Origin of the sequence: Lacunimicrobium album, from assembly GCF_052161635.1 — a bacterium.
GTDB lineage: Bacteria > Planctomycetota > Planctomycetia > Planctomycetales > Planctomycetaceae > SXPC01.
The window spans coordinates 339,454-360,164 of record NZ_CP197413.1 but is presented as its reverse complement, the minus strand read 5'-3'; the positions used below and the strand labels follow the sequence as shown (position 1 = coordinate 360,164).

The 20,711-nt window shown below is 52.0% G+C and carries 14 protein-coding genes; 3 read left to right on the top strand and 11 right to left on the bottom strand.

Going from position 1 to position 20,711, the window contains the following annotated elements:
• Window positions 1–161: 161 nt before the first annotated feature.
• The 9 genes from SH248x_RS01410 to SH248x_RS01370 all read right to left on the bottom strand — a co-directional run bounded on the left by SH248x_RS01410 (window position 162) and on the right by SH248x_RS01370 (window position 15,093).
• Window positions 162–461, bottom strand: a complete 300-nt coding sequence (locus SH248x_RS01410; RefSeq protein WP_459556727.1) for a hypothetical protein — start codon at window positions 459–461, stop codon at window positions 162–164.
• Between the two features lie 208 nt (window positions 462–669).
• The gene (locus tag SH248x_RS01405) at window positions 670–1,566 is read right to left on the bottom strand and encodes a hypothetical protein (RefSeq protein ID WP_459556726.1); all 897 of its coding nucleotides are present in this window, start codon (window positions 1,564–1,566) and stop codon (window positions 670–672) included.
• A 380-nt stretch (window positions 1,567–1,946) separates the two neighbouring features.
• Window positions 1,947–8,534, bottom strand: coding sequence for an Ig-like domain-containing protein (locus SH248x_RS01400; protein ID WP_459556725.1), 6,588 nt, complete (start codon window positions 8,532–8,534; stop codon window positions 1,947–1,949).
• Between the two features lie 446 nt (window positions 8,535–8,980).
• On the bottom strand, window positions 8,981–10,045 hold the full coding sequence (locus tag SH248x_RS01395) for an integrase core domain-containing protein (RefSeq protein WP_459556724.1): 1,065 nt from the start codon (window positions 10,043–10,045) through the stop codon (window positions 8,981–8,983).
• 269 nt (window positions 10,046–10,314) lie between these two features.
• Complete coding sequence (locus SH248x_RS01390) at window positions 10,315–11,751, bottom strand: alpha/beta hydrolase-fold protein (protein ID WP_459556723.1); 1,437 nt, start codon at window positions 11,749–11,751, stop codon at window positions 10,315–10,317.
• 34 nt (window positions 11,752–11,785) lie between these two features.
• Window positions 11,786–12,886 (bottom strand): endo-1,4-beta-xylanase, encoded by a 1,101-nt coding sequence (locus SH248x_RS01385; protein ID WP_459556722.1) that lies wholly within the window; start codon window positions 12,884–12,886, stop codon window positions 11,786–11,788.
• A 285-nt stretch (window positions 12,887–13,171) separates the two neighbouring features.
• The gene (locus SH248x_RS01380; protein ID WP_459556721.1) at window positions 13,172–13,576 is read right to left on the bottom strand and encodes a hypothetical protein; all 405 of its coding nucleotides are present in this window, start codon (window positions 13,574–13,576) and stop codon (window positions 13,172–13,174) included.
• Window positions 13,577–13,617: 41 nt separating this feature from the next.
• Window positions 13,618–13,971 (bottom strand): hypothetical protein, encoded by a 354-nt coding sequence (locus SH248x_RS01375; protein WP_459556720.1) that lies wholly within the window; start codon window positions 13,969–13,971, stop codon window positions 13,618–13,620.
• Between the two features lie 120 nt (window positions 13,972–14,091).
• Window positions 14,092–15,093 (bottom strand): DUF1559 family PulG-like putative transporter, encoded by a 1,002-nt coding sequence (locus SH248x_RS01370; protein WP_459556719.1) that lies wholly within the window; start codon window positions 15,091–15,093, stop codon window positions 14,092–14,094.
• Between the two features lie 248 nt (window positions 15,094–15,341).
• Between SH248x_RS01370 and SH248x_RS01365 the strand changes: the two genes are divergently transcribed.
• Both SH248x_RS01365 and SH248x_RS01360 read left to right on the top strand, forming a co-directional pair.
• Window positions 15,342–15,908, top strand: a complete 567-nt coding sequence (locus SH248x_RS01365) for a sigma-70 family RNA polymerase sigma factor (RefSeq protein WP_459556718.1) — start codon at window positions 15,342–15,344, stop codon at window positions 15,906–15,908.
• 5 nt (window positions 15,909–15,913) lie between these two features.
• Entirely contained in the window at window positions 15,914–17,545 is a 1,632-nt protein-coding gene (locus SH248x_RS01360) for a LamG-like jellyroll fold domain-containing protein (RefSeq protein WP_459556717.1), read from the top strand.
• Between the two features lie 834 nt (window positions 17,546–18,379).
• Here SH248x_RS01360 and SH248x_RS01355 read toward each other — a convergent pair.
• Entirely contained in the window at window positions 18,380–18,925 is a 546-nt protein-coding gene (locus SH248x_RS01355) for a hypothetical protein (RefSeq protein ID WP_459556716.1), read from the bottom strand.
• A gap of 14 nt (window positions 18,926–18,939) precedes the next feature.
• Here SH248x_RS01355 and SH248x_RS01350 point away from each other — a divergent pair, with 14 nt between their 5' ends.
• Window positions 18,940–19,377, top strand: coding sequence for a hypothetical protein (locus SH248x_RS01350; RefSeq protein WP_459556715.1), 438 nt, complete (start codon window positions 18,940–18,942; stop codon window positions 19,375–19,377).
• 428 nt (window positions 19,378–19,805) lie between these two features.
• Here the strand turns inward: SH248x_RS01350 and SH248x_RS01345 are convergent, their stop codons facing one another.
• Window positions 19,806–20,702 (bottom strand): YybH family protein, encoded by an 897-nt coding sequence (locus SH248x_RS01345; protein ID WP_459556714.1) that lies wholly within the window; start codon window positions 20,700–20,702, stop codon window positions 19,806–19,808.
• Between the last annotated feature and the right edge of the window lie 9 nt (window positions 20,703–20,711).

Genomic DNA, 20,711 nt, shown 5'->3' with positions numbered 1-20,711 from the left:
AACGCCGTCATTTGCTGGCACAAGTTCGATGCTAAAAGCACTACGGAAGACTACGGAGAAATGCCGAATTACGGAGCATTTTTGCTATGTTTTGTATGGAAATGCGCTGTTTTGCAAAACCCGCCGATTGCTATAATGTGCTGAAGTAGCAAGCTTTACGATCAAAGACTTGGTTTTGTGTCATCCGCCTTCGGAACCGAGGGGGTCGTATCCGTCACGACGACTCCGCCACCTCCGCCAGACCCGCCGCTGCTGCCGCCACCGCTTACCAGCGCGCCCATCCCTCCGCCGGTCGCTGTCGGGTTGTTGCCGCTGCCGACGGGTTGCGGCGTGGCCAGGGGATCGGTCTTCGACCCCAGGCCCGCGAAGGCGCCGCCGCCATCGTACTCACCCACCTTCCGGCGTCCGGCTTCGCTGCCTTCCTGCGGGTTGCCGTTCTCATCAATCGTGATGAGATTCATGCCCTCGCTGTACAGGTGCTGGATGTACTCAAGGAAGATCGGGGCGTCAGTCTCTTTGTCGAGGATCTCGTATTCCAGCGTCGTGTGCAGACGAGAACTGCCTTCCTGCTCCGGGCCGCCACTGGTGAGCGTGTACGCGGACGCGCTCGTCTGGTCCTTGTAGAAGTATTCGTAGTCGTCGTCGCCCAGGTCGACTATTCAACAGATTTCAGGAATAGGAATTCGATCCGACAACCCGCTGAAGCATTTGCAGCTTTTCTGGAGAGGCGTTTTCCACATTCGCCAGAACAGGACGGGCATAAAAAGGTTTGGCATCAATGGTAAAAAACCAGTCGATCACGCGTCTGGTGACGACGTGATTGCGAAGGCCCTTCAGCAGACTACCAAAAATGAAATCGGAGCCGTCCCAACGATCGACTTCGATGATCGCCGGAAGCCAATTTGACCAGCCTGCTGAGATGAGACGCGGGTCATCAGGGCTTTTACGGTTTTTCTCCGCGACTTCCATGTCCCTATTGCAGGCCGGACAAAAGTATGGACTTTTCCCACATTCCGGACAGATGACTTCCGCTTTGCGACACCAAGGGCATTCATTGGGCGCGTTGACCACGCTGAGAGGCCGAAAACATTTTCGTCCCATGAATTTCAATTCAAACAGGCGATACGGACACGGTTGCGGACGACTCACCGTCATCTCACAAAGTTCATAGCCTGTAAATGATGTCGCTTTCAGTTTATTGGCCATCGCTTCTGACAGAAGGATTGAGTGCTGGGCATCCCCGTCCAGCTCTAATAGATCAGGCAACCCGCTCCCGTCTGTGAGTTCAATCTTGATGTCATTCCAATACTCCTGGGTCACATGTTCCGGGTTGAGCGAACAACCATGTATCAGGGTATGGGGCGAGGAATCTTCCCAAGCTCTTGATGCTCGTATCGGACGGGGTGGGAAACGACGACGTGTTCTCACTCGAGCCGGCTGATTTGCGAAATAGCGATCTGTCGGCATCGCTTCGGTTGACAGGAAATTCTCGTCATCGGAGATAAAAATCTCGTAAAAGTATCCCCATTCCAGCTCCCCTGATTTCTCTAAAACAATATTGTCCATGATTGACTTCTGTTATTCATTGTGGCTCTAGAAAAATAACACTCTCTCATGATTTCATCATGATAAGGTTTTTACATCCACAATGGCGCCAACCTTGTGCGAATGAATCAGTAATAGAAATGAGTCAATGGACTTTGATAGGCTTTCGACGTCTTCAATTTTCGTTCCAATGTCAACTAACTTGGCAAAAATATCTGGAGTTGATACTGAATTCCCTGTAAAAACAACTAAACCCTTGTTGCAGATTTTCTGAGTCAAAACTGACCTAAACACAAGAGTACCATTTTCATGCCTTGGAACAATGAAGTCACCGGCATATGGTGTTTTGTTAATTTCATCGTATCGAATTAGCAGTTTTTTTGAACTAACCGGAGTCACTTTTATGGTCTCCATGGATGATAGTATCGATGGTGAATAATATGTAAGTCGTAACCTTGAAGTCTCATATTCCACTCAATATCAGGCCCCCCTACGGCGAGCGGAATTATATGGTCGACTACATGTCCTGGAGGGTCTATTCCTTTCTGCAACCAAGGAATCATCCATGATGGTGAGTTAGGGTCTTCTGCAGTCAATTTTAAGAATCGTTTTCTAACTGCCGGATCACGCTTGAGGGTTTCGTTTATTATACCATGGCTTTCTTTGTATATAAGCCACGCTTTTGATGCCTCAGACCGACTACCGAACTGGCCTTTCGTACCCTTTTGGAATTCATTCCATGACCAGAATTTAGGGGAACGATAGGACTGCAGAGTCTTGTATGTGGATGCAGAAAAACTAATTGTCTCCAAGCCTGCCCAAAATGAGCCATTCGGCCCGAAGGCATTATTCATACGATCATCCCACGAAACTTGTTGAACTTCGTCGGCAGTTGCGAGACGTACCTCCATCCGTCGTAAAGCACCTGCAAGTTCGATCTGGTCTTCACGTAAGCCGTATTGAATCGTTAAGGGCTTTCGGTCGCCTCTTTCAAACGCCAATTCACGAGGGAATGATGCTCTGTATTGTTTCCAATCGCCCGAGCCTCGGATTCCAGCTCGAATTCTTTGATACACTTCATAGTTTGATAATCTGGAATCAAAATGTATTCCATTCACACGCCCATCCGGACCTATTGTGCTGTACTGGCCTGCGTTCCAAAATAGATACCAGGACGGCTCATCAAAATAAAGCGGAATCGTCAGCAGCCCATGGTCTCGAAGATAGCCATAGTAGTCGGGATCAATTTCTTTCATCGTCTCATAAATGATGGTTGCTCTGTCGGTTCGGTGTTCGACATACTCCACGACCCCCGGCGCCCCGTCCCCCGGCTTGGGCTCCAGCGGTAGCGCGATCGGTTCGCCCCCCACAACGTCGATGGGTTGATCGTATTCCTTTCCCTCCCAGGGGGTCGTATCCGTCACGACGACTCCGCCACCTCCGCCAGACCCGCCGCTGCTGCCGCCACCGCTTACCAGCGCGACCATCCCTCCGCCGGTCGCTGTCGGGTTGTTGCCGCTGCCGACGGGTTGTGGCGTTGCCAGCGCATCGGTCTTCCAGCCCATTCCCGCGAAGGCGCCGCCGCCATCGTACTCACCCACCTTCCGACGTCCGGCTTCGCTCCCTTCCTGCGGGTTGCCGTTCTCGTCGATCGTCAGGATGGTCAGCCCCTCGCTATAGAGTTGCTGACTGTATTCAATGAAAATCGGGGCTTCCGTATCCTTGTCCAGGATCTCGTATTCGAGAGTCGTGTGCAGACGAGAACGGCCGTCCTGCTCGATCCCACCGCTGGTGAGCGTGTACGCGGACGCGCTCGTCTGGTCCTTGTAGAAGTATTCGTAGTCGTCGTCCCCCAGGTAGACTTCGCTCAGACGACGACCTGAGGAATCGGAGTACGTGTGGCTGAAGCTGTTGCCGGACCTGTGACCTGAAAACTCCCCTTCGATGATCGTGTGATCGAGCATCTCACGCCGCGTGTCGAAGGCCTCGCTGACTTCCTGGCCTTCCTCATCGGTGATGACTTCACGCCAGTCGGTGATCTCAGCGGTGGAGTGTGAGTTGATCGAATTGAACCCGCTGTAAGAGTAATTGTCCCCATTGGTACTAATCGTCCCCCGGCTGGCCGTGTTCGTGTTGCCGCTGAGGATCTGCGACGAAGACGAGATCTCGACCAGCGTCGCTTCTGTCGTCAATCCGGTGACGGCGTCTTCGACGTATGTGTATGTCGTCGTCTGATCAACCTCATAATCATCGCGACTGGTGACCTGATGCAGACTCCCCGAGCGGCGGTCCTGACTGGTGTCGAGCAGCAGGCTGGTCTCCTTGGCCGTGGTTGTGACGAAACCAATGACCGATAAGGTCGCGACCTGCTCGATCTCCAAGGTACCGTCGGCGGTAATTGTCAATTCGGAACTGGTCTCCAAGTTGGTTGCGTCTTCCTTTGACGCGATGTACTCGGAAGTGGTGGTCAAAAATCCGGTTTTCACCAGCGAATAGGTGTCCAGCGTGCTGTTTTCCAGTGAAGAGAGCGACGCATTTTCCGTGATCGTCGACTCGGCCGGGACGTTCACGATTTCGTCCTCATCAAGGATCCCGTCCTGGTCGGAGTCGAGACCGGTGGTGGTCGAACCGGTGCTGATCGACGACGACGTGGAACTTCCGCTTTCGACGCTTTCCGTCAGGTGGTAAGTCTCCTGCCGGACGATCGTGCCGGCGGCGTCCTGGGTAACATCATCCAGCAACGTCCCGCCGCTGGAAGTGCCAGTCCCCAGTGAACTCGAAGACGACTCGATATCGATGGTCAACACCGTCGCACCCGTCGACGTATTGTCTGAAAGTGTTGTCACAGTGGTTTGATCATAACTGCCCGTGGACAGGAATGAGTCTGAGGCAGAAGACGTGTAGATCGTCACACGATTGGTGCCTGTCTCCGCTACGGCGTTCTTCGAGGCGATCTCGCTGGTGAAAGAACTGGAAGCCGAGGTCGAACCATCATCAACCCTCGTCGACGTCGAGGTGAGTGTCGTGACGGCATCGTCATCGGAAAAGGTTTCGATGGTCTCGTCATAGGCGAGGATCGTGATCTCGTCGTCTTCCACGGTGAGCGTCGTCGTGTCATCAGTCGTCGATGTGTACGAATCGGAATTCGTATCGAGTGAGGAAATTTCAGAGAACAGGATCGAGCCAGTTTGGCCGAACGTCAGTCCTTCCGCCAACGTCTCGATATCTGCGACTTCCAGAGCATCCAGATCGGCCACCAGAGCCAGATCATCCGCCAGGCTGCCCGTGGCCAGGATGGTCCTGGAATCGAACGTCAATGTGGTGGAGTCGGAGTTCGACTCCATGGAATGCAGCGTCGTCACCTGCGTCGATTCCATCGCCATCTGAATCTGGACCCCTTCGACTTCGCCATCCTCGGTCTGGACGAGAGTCTCCTGGGTTTCAACGGTGACAGAGGTCGTCAGGACATCATGGAGGTCGTATTCCCAGTCGGAGTTCGAGCTGGCGACCGACATCAGCGTCGACTCGGTCTGACCAGTGCCCGCACTGCCGGTGACAGGGCCAGCCGAGGTGACGATGGTGGTGAGACTGATCTCATCCACCCCCGAGGACACATCATCGGTCGTCTGCACCGTCTCTGTGGTGACGGTGTTCTCTGCCGCATCGACGACGATGTCGTAATCCGTCGTGACGGTGAGATCGGTGCTGCTGTCGGTGCTGAGCTCTGCTTCTTCGATCACAGTCACAATGACGGTCGGCGTTTCGCTGGACGACTGGCTGGGGCGGTACAAGGTCGTGGAAGTCATGTCGACCGATTCATCACTGAGCAAGTGGCTCGTCGACAGGCCCGAGAAGTAGGCGATCCCAGAGGCGACGTACGACGTCTGCGCATCATGGAAGGTGTAGGTCGAATCAATCGAATCGGCGTACTCGTCGGTCAGGACCGATTCATTCGCCGTTGACGTGCTCCCCGGAGCCGTCAACTTCGACAACGTCGATGTCAGAGTCGACGACGAGAGGATCGTCATCGACTCATCGTACGTGCGGGTCGCGGAGTTGGTGGAAGCACTGGTCGATTTGACGTTCGAGGCGATCGCGTCCAGCGACGAACCCCAGGTCAGTGTTTCATCGAGCGAACTAGTGGTATCGAGGATGTGCAACTCGTCGTCGCCGGTCAGTTCGGAGTGGTAGGTCCCTGTGGAGTCTTCCAGGCTGTTACCATCGACGTCGTCGCTGTAGTCATAACTGACGTTGTAGGTCTCAACGCCGGTGGCATCAATGGCGCGCTGGCCATTGAAGGTGTATTCGACACTGGATGTCACCTCCTCTGAGAAGGTCGATGCCTGCGTTAGTGTTTCCGTCTGCGGAGCCGTCGGCTGGTCCATGAGTAAGGTGCCAACGACAGCCGTCGAAGAAAGACTAAGGCTGCTGGTCAGATCGAGTGTCGAGAGATCCGTCGCCCCGGAAGCATAGGCAAAGCTCTCCGAAAGGCTGACCAGATCCCCAGCGGCGATGACCTGATCATAGCTGGAGATCAGGCTCCAACCCAGTTCGCCGGTGGACGTGGCGAGGAGCAGCGTCGTAGAATCGGGAACTTCCGGATCGCTGGAGACCGACTTCCAGAGTTCCGACCGCGCGATGGTGTAAGAATCAGTGACTTCGACATCCAGGTCCTGTGAGATGGTCTGATCGATGATCTCATCGTTGGTATCTCTTTCCACCGACTGGCTGTAATCGAAGGTGATTTCCTGCGAGCCGGAGTAGACATCAGGAACTTCGGCGGAAAGCTCATCGACAGTCGTTGAGTTTGTGTACGTCCAGTCGGTCGGATTGTCCTCATCCGGCGTGGCGTCTTCTTCAATCGAGCCGGTCATCGTCAACAAGTAGCCATCGATCTGGAGATAGTCAGTGATGGAAAACGTCAGAACTCCATCGACGAACATGGCGTCAAACGTGTAGCTCAGCGACCCGGTCTGCAGCAACGTGTACGCTAGACTGGCGGTGTCGTGCGTGAAGGTGGTCAGGTACGAATACGTCATCGAAAAGACGTCTTTGTAGCTCCACTCGCCGGTGGTGGTGTTCTCCGTGCCGGTGCGTGTGTAGCTGGTGATGGTCGTGACATCGACGACAAACGTCCCGCCCAGTTCCGTTGAGGGAGTGGTGGTCGTGTCCGTAGACGTCAGACCGGAAACACTGCTGCTGACGTTGCCATGCGAGCTGACGTCAAAGTCCGCCAGCAAGTAATCGGCGACATTAGCCTGAGACACCATGTCCGGCACGCTGCCGATTTCGGGCAGAGTCAAAGGCTGAGCAACGACCGGCGAATGCGGTCCGAGGCCATCCAGTAAGCCGTTTAGCAGGTCGGGCGAGCCCAGATCATCGGCAGGCAGCATGTTGCCAGGATCGGGATCATAACTGCCGATAGCGACGGTGACGGTGGCGGTGTCAGTCAACCCCACCTCATCTTCGATGGTGTAGGTGAATGTGATTTCGTCGACCGCTCCGCCACTGGCCGTGTAGCGGACCTTCTGACCACCGCCTTCCAGTGTGATGATTTCCGCAGTCCCGGAAGAAACAGTGCTGATAGACTTGATGGTCAGATCACTTTCCTCAAGGTCACTATCATTAGCCAGGACATCGATTTCAACGGAATCGCCGATGACAACATTGGCGGTGTCGTCAGTTGCTTCCGGTGGATCGTTGAGGTCATTGACATCAACACTGAAGACTTTTTCATACCACAACCCGAGCACATCAGTAGCGCGGACTCTCACTGAATAACTGCTCCTGGCTTCGTAGTTGAACGAGGCCGCTGCGAGCAATTGACTTCCTGAAATACTGAATTCAGCGTTATCCGTTGAGCCTTCTCCACTCACCAGTGAGTAAGTAAAACCGGCTTCAATGTTTGGGTCGATCGCTGAGAGCGATCCCACAACGGTCTCGATCGGAAGGTTTTCATTCAACGAATTGGCAGAGAGACTGATATCCGTCGGCGGCAGATTGGCCACCGTGAAGTAACTCCCAGTGATCCCGAATTCGCCGGCATTCGGGCTGCCGTTGTACGTATTGGCTGTAAACGCCAGATCACCATCGGCATAGCCCAAATTGATTCCGTTGACAACGTCCGCTTGACCTTCCAATGCCAGAATTGTGTCAGTACTGAAATTGACGGAAGCAACCAGTCGATCAGTTGTTATGGGGGTGAAGTCAATCCAGTTGTAATTCGTGTCGTACTGCCATTGACCTGCGTTATTGCGGACCATGATAAAATGATCGGCGTTTCCGGTGTCGATGCTGGAGAACCGCGTGCTCACAACTTGCTGGCTAAACATCACATAGCCAGTTCCTTCGTTGGCATCGTTGGCGGCAATCCCGGAGCGAAGATTTCCGACGCTGATCGCGTCTTCGTCGACCCGGAAAAAGGTCCCCGTCATTTCGAATTCGCCGTCATTGTAGACGCCACCATACTGATTGGGGGTGAATGTCAAATCGCCATCATGATAGCCAGCCTGAATGCCATTGACGACGAAAGATTGTCCATTGAGAGCGGTGGCGGTATCGGTCGCGAAATTGACAGCCGCGACAAGTCGATCTGTGGCGACCGGTGTGAAGCTGACAAGGGTTTCATTATTGTAATAAGACCATTGGTTACCCGACGTGAGTCGTACCGCGATAAAGTGATCTGCCTGTCGCACTTCCATGCCAGGGAAGCGAGTATGAACACTCTGCTCGCTATACATCACATAGCCGGTGGCCGTACTTGGATCTGGCCCGCTTACGCCAGACCGCAGATTACCGACGTTGATTTCCTGGAGTTCGGTCGTTCCCGACAAAAGGACACGCGGTTCCAGAACTCGCATTGCGGCAGGTTGAAGCAGGCCTCGTTGGCCGGTTCGAAGCGTTGTTTTGCGTCTGGCAAAAAGCTGCTGAAAGTGAAGCCACCAACTCATCCGATTGCGAACACGGCGCAGCACTTCACCAACACGCATAGGGCTCATCCTACCAGTGGAAGTCAAACAATGATGACGACAAGATGCGAAGCAGTGGCACGACCCCGAATGCGTTAAGCATCCGGTGATCGTGGATTCGGGATGAGCGCAACTTCACTATATTCATAGTGAAGTTATGGTCAAGACGAGAATTAACTTTTGTCGCAGATCGGCTAACATTGGATATGGTGAGGCTCGTAGACTAACGCAATAGCCATGATTGCGAATCTCTGATGGTGCTGCAGTTCCGGCCAAAGATAGATGAGACGCTCCAAGTGGGGATCTACTACCGACAATCCATGACAATTCGAGCCAATCAAATGCTGAGTATTTACTGATTTGGTAACTCACTGTTTCTGTACGCCGTTGCCGCATTGTTGATTGCGGAATTCCCCCCTCGGGGTTCGAATCCCCTCCTTTTGGTCGTGTGTGTCTATGAAGTTAATTCATGCCGCTTTGCGCTCAAACGACCGCACCAGTCCACCGACGTGCGATCTGACCACGACTTCATCACGCTCAATTGTCAGAACTTCTTCTGGTGCCACAGCCAACTGTGGTAGATGATCTCGTTCGGTGTGTGATCGGTGGGTGTTGTAGTAACCCGTGAACTCTGAAGTCAGATGATCTAGGTGTCGTTTGCCGAAGATGATAAACTTTCGTAAACACTCGTTCTTGATGGTGAAAATCACTCGCTCACAGCGTCCATTTAGATTTGGTGAAGCCTTGGGTAATGCATTGTGTTGCACTCCCTTCGACTTCAGTTTATCGACGAACTCCTGAGTGATTTTCGTATCTCGATCATGCATGACGATCGCAGGTTTCTCATCGCGTCTAGATGTTTGCTCCAAGAATGCATCAGTCTGTTCTGCCACCCAAGCTGAGTTGGGATGAGCCGTCGAAGAGGAGACAATCAGCTCTCGCGTCGCCATGCAAAGCCACACCATGACATACAGCTCTTGAAAGCCTTTCGTCGTCACGGTTCTCACACTGAAAAAGTCGACCGCCCAGAGAGTTTTCGCATGTCGGTCGATGAAGTTCTGCCAGGAATCCGATGTTCGATTGGGCCCCGGCTGAATCCCTTCTTCCTTCAGGATGTTTCTTACCGTCTGTCGGCTGATCTTCTTGATTCCCAATTTCCTCAACTCGCCGAGGATGCGTGTGTAACCGAATGAGGTTGATTTGGCGATCTGAATCACCAAGTCTCGAATCTCTTTAGGCTTGCGTCTTCCCGCTTTGGGAGATGAATTTTTCTGGCTGCCTTGTCCGGCATCTCGCAGCCAGCGGTAGAAAGTGGATGGACTGACGATCGTCAGCAATTCCTCGATGGCTCTTCCTAGTGGCTTGCCGAGTATGAGTAGTCGCTCACGCTCGTGCAGCTTGGTGTGGATCTGTCCTGGTACCCGACTTCGCAGGATCTTATTTTCCTCTTTCAGGAACTCAACATACCGAGCCAACTCGCGGTCAGTAACAGAAGCGATCATGGCGAGCAGGGGGTGAAAGATCCGGGACATTTTGACACGGTCATTCTTCGAGGTTTCGCGGAGCGTTTCACTTTATTTGTACCTCGCCATAGGCATGGAAAAAGTCTGCCAGAACCACGTTTTGAAACTGTTGAAGAAGCCTATCACCGACGCCGTCAAAATCGGTCGTGAACAAGCAAGGACAGGGGAGGAAAAGCAGCCGATCCCAAGGTCGACTGTTCAAATGGCACCTGGGTACAGATCAGAAAAGTGTACCCATTTTCGACCATTTCTCGCTGTTGGCCGAGTAACTCCGCTTTTTAGAGACTCGGTAATTCCCGCATGAAAAGGCTATTCGAAGGGTATCCGCATGACGTCATAGCTCTTCGGAACCGAGGGCTGGACTCCAGATTGGAGTCATAACCGGGAGGCGTATAAATGAACGCGCGACGCCAATCGCCAGTCGTCTTTGAAAAGTAACGACGTTCTCGTATTTCGCCGCGAGGGACGTCTTTATCATGGAAGAAATCTTCTCCCGCGGTAGGAACTTCGACGCCGCTTGCCTGTCGACTCATTCCGTAGAATGTTTCGCTGGCCGGATCGCAGACGTTGGCGCCGTCAACGAGAAACGTGTAGTAATGAAATCCCGGGACCAAGGGATCTGTGGTGACGGTCCAGTTTCCATCGCCGTCTTTTGTCATCGGATAACGTCGTCCGATATTGAGAACAACCGACGTTGCTTCGGGAGCCTTGATGCGGAAGGTTCCCCGTAAGTCCGAGTGGACTTTGGGAAATTGTTGACCGGGGATGTTCGTTGAAAAAGGTTTCGGTTCATCAGCTTTCTGATCAGCCTTGGGGAGTTTGCCCGCATCCACAAAGGCATGCTGCAGGAAAAAGTAAAGGTCTTCTTTCCACTGCGTCGGGTCGTGACCGTGCGCAGCGACGTGCCAGGTATGCGGAATCTTGTTCTCTTTCAAATATCGATGAACACGCTGGCTGATATTAATCAGACCATCTTTGTTTCCGCAGGAAAGCCATAACAACTCCAGCTTTTTAGCTGTCTGCGGATCCGGCAGAAGCTCCTGGTTTGGCTTGGTATTGGGTGCCGACGAGAAGGCGCCGATCCATGCGAAGGTGTCCGTATGAGCCAATCCAAAGTTGAGAGTCTGCCCGCCTCCCATAGAAAGACCTGCGAGTCCTCGGTGTAGACGATCGCTGGCTGTACTGTAGCGGGACTCAATTGCCGGAATCACATCGTCCAACAAGTCTCGCTCAAAATTGCTAAACGAGGGAGCAGCAGCGAAGACGTTCCCCTCCGCGCGGTCGTTTTTCTGAGCTCTTCCATTGGGCATCACTAAGATCATTGGAACAGCTTTGCCCTCTGAAATCAGATTGTCCAAAATCACTTCTGGATGAGCAAAGCGTTGCCATTCCGTCTCGTCGCCGCCGATTCCGTGAAGGAGATAAAGGACCGGGTATTTCTGCTCGGACGTGTAGCCAGGCGGGGTGTAGACTTGCATCTTTCGAGTCGTGCCGACAGTTTTAGATTCATACTCAATGAGCTCGACTTTTCCGTGAGGAATATTTTCCCTGGGAGTATCAAACCCGGAAGCCGGCTCGGGAAACGCGCGAACGTCATCAGCCTCAAGAACAATCGGGGCATTGAACCCGCGTCCGCCACGTCGGTTGTTGTTTTCTTCTTGAGCATGAATCGACGAAGGCAAGACCAGCAGTAATACGAGCGCAGCTGTTCTCATTTGATACTCCTCGAAAGACGAAGTCGTCTGGATGTTAATGGTTGGATGCAGATTCGAACGTTTTCAAGACAGCGTCATACGCTGGCTTCGGATTTCTGTCACGGTCAAAAAGAAGTGGATAGTTCGTCCGTCGCCAGGGAAAGTTATTCAACCAACTTCGGCCGTCGTGCAGATTCCAGAAGGAAACTCGCTCGATGATGTCGGAATTCTCGACAAACAATCGGAATAACGCAGCGTACTGATCAGACTGCTTTTGCAGAAGTTCCTCAGGACAGGCATCAGGATAGGGATTATAGTGCCGAAGCCTCTCTCGCTGACTCCCCTGATCGGCCCACCATGCATCTCGCCCCACGACATCAATGTCTAATTCTGTGATGACAACTTTCATCCCAATTCTTCGAAGCTCGTCGAAGGTTATCCTCAACTGGTCGACGGAATCATCTCCCAGCGAGAGATGCCCCTGAATTCCGTAGGCGTCGATCGGAATGTTCCGTTGCTTCATCTCTGTCAGAAAGCGGATCAGCTTTTCTCGTTTATGCGGACGATGACAATCATAATCGTTGTAAATCAGCAAAGCTGACGGGTCATGTTTTCTGGCAGTACGAAAAGCCAGCTCAATGAACTCATCGCCTGTGAGCCTCGTGTAGACGGAATCTCGATAGAGTTTCTCCCCAGAATCATTGACCGCTTCATTGACCACGTCCCACATTGAAACATGATCAGCGTATCGAGTGACCACTTTTTCGATATGATCTTCGATTCGCTTGAGCAGCACTTCACGCTCGACCGGCCGATCCTCTTTGACCATCATCCATTGGGATGTCCGGTCATCCTTGGCCCATAATAAGCAGTGACCGACGACTTGGAGCTGGTTTGTCTTTGCGAAATCAATCAGCAAATCCGACTGTCCAAAATGGAACTCTCCTTCTTTCGGCTGCAGGCTCTGTGGCTTCATGCAGTTTTCAGGCGTGATGACATTAAATTGACGAAGTAGCAGTGAGCGGCTTTGATCGTCTTCCAGATCGGATTGATTCACGGAGACTCCCATCAGGAAGCGTCCTGCGGCAGCTTTTCTAAGCGAACGCTCATCATCCTGCGCATAGGCAGGTAACGATCCTGCTAAGACGATCAGCAAGCAATAAACATTGAATTGAAAGCTTACGGATGACCGTTCTTGTCCTGCAGCATTCCGATTTTGCATCGCAGCCTTTTCATTTCTAGCGAAAACTGGCGTCGATAAGCCAAGTTGACGCGGTGATCTAGCGCTCTGTGAGAGTGGCATGTTGTCGCGGAACTCCTTGGACCCAGGTTTCTCTCCGCCCGATTCTCTTCAAAGATCACACGAAGACGAATTCCCTCGCTTCACGACTGAATCGACAGTCAATGAGATCGACAATCAATGTCCGCGTCTTGCGCCATTCTACGGGCTGACGTCGTCTTCTGCAGCCTCTTGAACAATTTTTGCTCCTTCGAGCTCCAGATTCACCACCTCGACACTCCCATCGAGGAAGACCGTCAGTTCGGATTGCTGGTTGTATTTTTGTGGAATGATCTGCTCGCTTGACTCTGCACTGGAATACCCAAGAATCTTGATGAGTTTTGAGCCAGGCGTGACTCGGGTTGAGTATTTTCCTGATTTGATCGAACAAGATTCTTCGATGCTCTTGTCACTGGTTGACGTGAATGTGATTGTGCCCGTTTCTATACCCTGCCCGTCGAAAGTGATGTTCCCATGAACGGGAACCTTACCGTCCCATCCAAGGGCCGAACATCCAACTGCCAGGCATGACAGAAGCGAGACGAACCACCATTTTCTTTTAGTCATCTGGAATTCTCTCGTGAAGAGTTTTGCGAAGATCAACGAGATCAGTTGGCAGGAGGTGAGATTTCATCAATGCATTTCATCAGCTCAAGCTTGGATGCTTTCACTTTTGCCTCATCTCCTGTCGCGATCGCCTCCTGGAGTGCTCGGGCTTTTTCGTCAATTCTGTCAAGCTCCGGGGAAGGAAACGCAGCCTTCGCGGGGGCGAGTGACTCCATCGCCACCGAGAGCCCTTCTTTCGTGGCGTTCACAGTCTTGCTTGACTTGAGGGAGGCTCGAAACGAGGAAGCAACACGCGCCAGGGCCGATGCCGTATCGACTCTTTCGGACGTATTGTTGGGCGATTCCATGCAGCCCAGCAGGCTCAACAAGCAAACAGCAAGAATCAGACGGATCACAGTATCCTCTTTTCAGACCAGAAGGACGAAGCAGAATAGGCAACGGCTATTCGAATGGAACAGCCGCCGCCGGGACCATAGACACAATCTCATGTCAATCAACAGACGCCGCAGATCCGACTAGAACTGGCCAACGATGTTCCCGTCGCTGATGGAAAGAAGATTGAGATACGTCGCCTGATCGATATTGCTGGAGATGAATCGGACGCCACCATCTCCCAGCGTGACCTGGACGCCACCTTTGTGCTCGCTTCGAAGTGCGCCACCTGCTCCGTCAGCCGTTCGATCGAGGTTGTCCAGAGGGGTTCCGAACGCACTGTTGCCATACGGTGTGGAGTCAATGAAGGGACTATTGGGAAGACGAACTCTCACGCCACCATTCTCACCGCGGGCTGAGAAAACACATCCCGTCGCTAATCCCCAAGTCCCGCGATCATCCTGGCTGCCGTCGGTGTAATTATCATAACGAACTTCACCCACCATGATCGAATTTGAAAGGCCATCTGTGGCATCTGAGAACTTGGCGCCCCATTGTCGAGCAATGGAGAAAAAGCCCTGGTTACTGGCAGTGGTGGCTGACGTGGTAAAGTTCACCCCTGCGTTACCTACGTAATTGACCTTCCCGAATCGTCCGCCGTTAAAATTGAAGTGTTGAACGAGAATCCCACCCCCTTGCGCTTGTGATGGACAGATATAAGCTGGCAGAGGTATCTCTAAAACAGTTGGATTCGGGGCTTGAGTGGACCGCAGGTTGAAGTTGTAGCGGTCATAGAGAGCAGACTGTTCAATGTAAGGCAGGATCATCGTCATCCAGGTCGCTGCCCAGTCGCCGGAGCGTCCATTGCAATACCTGGTCCCTGCTATAAAGGTGCTGTCCGTTAACGTGATTGCTCCAATATGAACTGCTCCCGGCGGAAGCGTCGAGAACGTGTCGTGGTAATTATGAAGCGCAATTCCAATCTGCTTGAGATTATTTTTACAAGTGGAACGCCGTGCAGCTTCTCGGGCCTGCTGAACCGCCGGAAGAAGAATGGCGACCAACGTCGCGATAATAGCAATGACAACCAGGAGTTCAATAAGTGTGAACCCTTTTCTTGTACCGGCAACATGTCTCAGTCTCATGGAAATGTTCCTGCTCTCCAGGCAATCGAAATGAAATGAAGTATGAAACACATCTAGAAGTGTTAACCTATTCTCCACGGAGGAACTTGATTCCGCGGGGAATCTTTGAATTTCCTGAAGATTTCCTTTCTGGGTGAGAAAATATCTCAATCCTCAAGCAACATCACAAAATCATGCCGGAATCGGAGGTGGTCGTGGAGAGATATTCTGAACGTCGGTCCGATCATCTTGTGCAGAGCCGATACAACATGAAGATCAATTTGACTGAACAGACTGAGGCTGCCCGAGAACATGATCCGACACCAAAGTTCGTTGAATTGATACTTAAATATGACCGCGAACTTCGGAGGTATATACAGGCCCTCATCGTGCGACGAGATGATACAGATGAAGTCATGCAGCAAACAGCCTTAGTTCTTTGGGAAAAGTTCTCAGAGTACGATGACTCACGAGACTTTCTGCCTTGGGCAAAGCGTTTCGCTTATTTCGAAGCCTTGAATTTTCGAAAATTGCACGCACGGAATAAATTGATCTTTAACGATGAAGTGATGCTGCTCATCGCAGAAACCATCCAGGAGTCAAACGAGAGAAACGACGAGCGAGCCAGAGCCATGGTCGAATGCCTGGACAAGCTGGGAGCGGATGATCGCCGACTCCTTGAACTTCGATACGGAAATTCAAAAACCCTCAAGTCGATCGCTGAGGAGGAGCAAGGCGATCCCAAAATGCTCTACCGTCGCCTTGAGAAAATTCGCATGGCTTTACTGGGATGTATCGATAAGCATTTTCAGACGAAACGTTTCTCCTGGGATTAACAATCATGTTCTCCGAAAATCAGTCACATGCCGATGATCGACTCATTCGACGATACATTGATGAAGCGCTTCAACCTGACGAGTTCGAAGCCTTCCAGCAGCGATTGACGCATGACGCTGGTTTTCGAAGACGATATGTCGAATTAATCGAACTTGAAACACGTCTTCACGAAGCATTCGAAGTGATACACTCCCCACCTGTGAAGAACAGACAGGACGCGCACTTCGTCGCAGGGAGATGGAGCTGGGGTGTTCTGGTCGGGTTAAGCCTTTGCCTTGCATTTATGTTGCTGCTCTTTGAACCCGACGTTGATAAGGTGCCTGAAAACTCGGAAAAGCATAATCAGGATGCAACCCGCTCGAATTACGTCACGTATCAAAACCCACTCAAGACAGACTGTGCAGTGATTGTCAGCAGTCATGGAATCGACAATCCAGATTTGTCAGTCGGCAGTCGACTGCAATCCGGCTTGATGACAATTACATCAGGACGGATCCAGTTAGAATTCTTCTGCGGTGCAAAAGTAGCGCTGCTGGGGCCCTGCCAGATCGAGCTTCAATCCGACCGATCAGCCAAACTCCTCAAAGGATGCGTGACGGCCTATCTTCCCGAACGTGCCGCCGGGTTTGTCATCAATTCTCCTCAAGCAACCGTTCTTGACCTTGGTACGGAATTCAATATGGCAGTCTCCGAGGACGGCCATTCAGACATCGCGGTCGTGAATGGCTTGGTCGACCTGTCCGCTATCGGAGAAGACGGAAACACGATCCGTACGCGTCGCCTCCACCAGGAACAGATGGTCCGTGTCGACAACAAAAGACAGATGTCCGAGCAGACATCCATGACTACCACCGAGTTTCCTGAGATTGATCTCCCTTCCATTCCGCCATTAAAGGTCGGCGATGATTATGTTGCAGCCGTAACCAACAGCCTTCCCGACGTCTACTGGCGTTTTGAGACGTCTACTGGCCCGTCGGTAAAGAATGAGATGTCTGATCAATATCATGGCAGAATCGTCTCTTCCGAGTACGAGCCAGACGTGTTGACAATTTCAAACTATGTGCGTTTTTCAAAGTCGGTCCTGCCTCGCTATATCATCTGTGACGATGCGATCAAGAACTTGAATCTGGGTAGCTTTTCAGTGGAAATGTGGATCTGCCCTGATGACCTCGCCCACTCGACCTGCTTTTCCACGATCCCCACAACAAGTGAAGATGGTCGACGGATGATGAATCTGATCGATGTGGCGACAAATACATGGATGATCCACGATCCAGGCTCGATCCGCTTTCTCCATCGATATCCGCCTCACCTGGAACACCCAGAAGGATACAACGTCTTTACCAGGGGCGTTTGTGTTCCTTTTCAGTGGCAGCACATTGTCGCCGTACGATCAGAAGATCGCATCGAGATCTATCACAACGGACGCAAATATGGCAGCGTTGAAATTGAAGACCAATCTGGAGAGGGAGATTTTCGCTTACTACTAGGTCAGCTGAACCTGATCTGGACACATCGACAATTCAATGGTGCCATGGATGAGTTCGCTTTCTACACGCGATCTTTAAATGCCGAAGAGATCGCAAACCATTACCGTTTAATATCGGAGCCTTCGCGAACTCTCAACAGTCGTTGAGCACGGACAGGAGAACAGGAATCGAGTATTCCTCTATTTGTCTTTAGACGCAGGTCTCTTTGTAACAGACATTTGAGAAGGTTTTCACTGACAGCTTCTTCCTGACATCATATGAATGCCCCGCAGCGTGAACCAAGTATCCCAGAATTAGATCAAAGAGTTCTGGTCCTATACCGATCGATAGCGCGCCGCTCCCTACCGCCCGCTGTTGGCGCATTATCGATTCGATCACTGGTCCAAAAAAGATGCTTTTTAAGAGTTGGAGAAACTGAAAAGAATCATTTTTCCAGGCGTCCAGTAACCGCTTACGGACATAGGAACCCTTCGTCCATGTCGTCAAAACGCGATAAGAGCCTCGACCACGGTTGGATTTCAAAACATTCACATCCACAAAAACCAAGCTGACACGGACCAAACTGCCAGAGGAAGGCACCGAGTCTATTGTCCAGATGCCGTACCTTGGCCCCTTCGAAGTTTTGCGAAGTTCGCCATTTGCCGACCGGAGTGTGAAGACTACTGTGTCGGGCTAGAGTATTCGCATCGCCCCTTCAGTTTAAGAAGAGGTAGGACTCTGATTCGTAGTTCGTCGTGAATCGACTTATTGAGGAAAAAGTGAGTGATTTATACTATCGGAAATAAAGTTAGCTCGTTTCAAAAATCATTGAGGATTTGAGTCTCCTTTTAGCCCTTTATGAAAAGCATATAGGTTACGGTTTTCTTTTGAGATCGAGCAAGTCTAATGTTCATTAGCACTGCCAATGCCTTTGCATATAATTGGATTGATTTCATCTGATGTGCCTGCATTTATTGCGAAAAGAAATGCAGGCTGAGGGATTATTTCCCTGGTTCTTTCAGTCGGACCATCAACCATTGTTGAGTCTGGCCGTTGCTAAAGTGGATGAGTGCTGGGGCGGTCTCCTTAGTGAGATTTTCCAGTCCGGTCTCCATGATAGGTGTTGTTTCGCCTTGAACACACCATGCGACGCGTTGACTGGTCTTGTCGACCATGCCTTCCAGTGTCTTTGTTTCGCCAGAGAGTTTGTTGCTGAACGTTCCGGAAATCACACCATCTTTACTGACGACCAGTTGCAAGAAAAGCGATGGTGTTGGTCCTTCAGATTGACCGTCTTGCGTCAGTGCAAATACTCCCAGAGGTAACCAGTCTTTGCTGGCCGGGTCGACTTCAGGAGCGTTTGTCGCGATGACTTCAGCCTCCTGCGCATATTCTTCGGCTGTGGCAACCTGCTGACCTCCCGAATAGACATTTCCGTCTTCGTAATAGCAGCTGGAGCCGTAGCTGTAATCGGTTAGTCTGAGTACCCAAACCACCCCGTCAGTGCTCCCCAAGTTGCCAAGCGGTAAGGTGTGTTGATTCGCCATTGTGCCCAGGTGGGATGATCGGTCCAGAAGTCGAGTCGGGGATAGTTTTCGTCGATTTGATTCCAGACTTCATCTCGACGTTCCTGGCGATTATCCATCCAGTCCTGACGATTCTCAATGCGATCAGGTCGATTATCAGCAAAGTCGCCGCGACGCTCCTGTCTGTTCTCGGCTGCGGGCCGGTTCTCCACACCAGGGCGGTTCTCCAATCCGGGGCGGTTGTCCAGACGAGAACCGTCTTGGATTCGTGGCTGGTCACCAACCTGCGGTCGATCGCCTGCTCCGGGGCGCGAGTCCCGCAAGAAGTCAGCGGCTGCTCCGCCAGCAGCACCCGCTGCGAAATTTCGAGCGGCATTATTTCCCATGCCATTCGATGGTTTGGGGATGTTCAAAAAATCGTTGAGTTGCCCAGCATTGGGCCGCTCGCCGGGACGATTTGCGATGTTTCCTGATCCGCCAGGCCGGTTTCCGGCTCCAGGCAGTGTGCCTGGTCGCGTGCCTCCTCCTCCGGGCAATGTACCGGGCCGTGCGCCCCCCGGATTAGGACGTGAAGCACCACTTCCTTGCGACGGACGTGATCCGGCACCGCCAGATGGACGAGTCTGCCCTGAAGGGGGAGAAATCGAGGGGGAGCGTCCTCCGCCGCCGGATGGTGGACGGTATCCTCCTCCTCCTCCCATCGGTGGTCGTGCACCGCCACCTCCACCTCCACCGCTACGCATACCACCGCCTCCGCCACCGCCACGCATGCCTCCGCCCCCAGGACCACGTGCAATCGTCCATTCGAGCTGAGCAGAAAGGAATATGGCTGAAACGGCGAGCACTGAGAAAATTGATCGCTTCATCGAGATCTCGCTTCATCTTGAGTTGTTGATACTGGTTATTCAGGAATACGTGTCACGAGAACCTCGTCGACGTTGGGAAGCAACTGACCAGCTACTGTCCGCTCGACGGTTTGCCACGAGAATGAATTGTTATCAATGGGGCGGATTACATTGATCATTGACGCAGTATCACCGTTGGCAAGAACACCCTTATTGTGAACAAACCAGTGTTTATTTTTTTGAGTCCAGTCAGCCTGTGTGTATCCGCCATCTGAATCAAAGGTCCACGATTTAATTTTCTTGCTGGCGGCGTCGTATCCGATGATCTGAATCCCCGCCATGTCTTCTGCGATTGAAGTCGTCACACGAAACGATCGAACGAGAAAGTTTTGATTTTTTGCCCACTGGCAAGTCGTCTCGATGCGAATCTCGTCATCCTGATCAATCCACGTGCCTACCATCCAATCGAGGACTTTCAGCTGTTCAAAGTGGGAGACCGGCTCATCGTCACCATCCGTGACTCGATCCAGAAGCCATTGGCCATCTTTTCTGGTGTAGACTGCGACGTAGGAAACTTCCTCGGGCTTGGCTTTCGGAGAGATGAACTTTCCTGTTCCATGCTCGACAGCCACATTGGGTGAGAGCATTTGCACGGATTCGGAATGGATTTCGAGCTTAATCTGTGGCTGCGCTTTGAACAGGTCTTCGAATTGTGCCTGAATGGCATCTCTTCCAATGACGACTTCTCCTGTCCAGCGATTGGTGTAAACGGCTTCAGATGACCAGAGCGAGGCGAGTGTCCTGGAGTCCATTTTATTAAAGGCGTTGACGTAGGCGGTTACGGCGTTCGCTATTTCCGTTTCGGGCGCAGGCTTTTCTATTGCTGTCTCCTGCGCGTTCAGGGAGCCGATGCTTGCCAAAACAATACAACAGGCATAAACAAGACGCTTCATCGAATGTCT

Excerpts from the sequence above, each read along its gene's own strand:
- SH248x_RS01350 (WP_459556715.1), top strand. The coding sequence starts at position 18,940 with ATGATCGGTCCAGAAGTCGAGTCGGGGATAGTTTTCGTCGATTTGATT.
- SH248x_RS01405 (WP_459556726.1), bottom strand. The coding sequence starts at position 1,566 with ATGGACAATATTGTTTTAGAGAAATCAGGGGAGCTGGAATGGGGATAC.
- SH248x_RS01410 (WP_459556727.1), bottom strand. The coding sequence starts at position 461 with ATGAATCTCATCACGATTGATGAGAACGGCAACCCGCAGGAAGGCAGC.
- SH248x_RS01360 (WP_459556717.1), top strand. The coding sequence starts at position 15,914 with ATGTTCTCCGAAAATCAGTCACATGCCGATGATCGACTCATTCGACGA.
- SH248x_RS01370 (WP_459556719.1), bottom strand. The coding sequence starts at position 15,093 with ATGAGACTGAGACATGTTGCCGGTACAAGAAAAGGGTTCACACTTATT.
- SH248x_RS01345 (WP_459556714.1), bottom strand. The coding sequence starts at position 20,702 with ATGAAGCGTCTTGTTTATGCCTGTTGTATTGTTTTGGCAAGCATCGGC.
- SH248x_RS01365 (WP_459556718.1), top strand. The coding sequence starts at position 15,342 with ATGAAGATCAATTTGACTGAACAGACTGAGGCTGCCCGAGAACATGAT.
- SH248x_RS01355 (WP_459556716.1), bottom strand. The coding sequence starts at position 18,925 with ATGGCGAATCAACACACCTTACCGCTTGGCAACTTGGGGAGCACTGAC.
- SH248x_RS01400 (WP_459556725.1), bottom strand. The coding sequence starts at position 8,534 with ATGCGTGTTGGTGAAGTGCTGCGCCGTGTTCGCAATCGGATGAGTTGG.
- SH248x_RS01390 (WP_459556723.1), bottom strand. The coding sequence starts at position 11,751 with ATGAGAACAGCTGCGCTCGTATTACTGCTGGTCTTGCCTTCGTCGATT.
- SH248x_RS01380 (WP_459556721.1), bottom strand. The coding sequence starts at position 13,576 with ATGACTAAAAGAAAATGGTGGTTCGTCTCGCTTCTGTCATGCCTGGCA.
- SH248x_RS01395 (WP_459556724.1), bottom strand. The coding sequence starts at position 10,045 with ATGTCCCGGATCTTTCACCCCCTGCTCGCCATGATCGCTTCTGTTACT.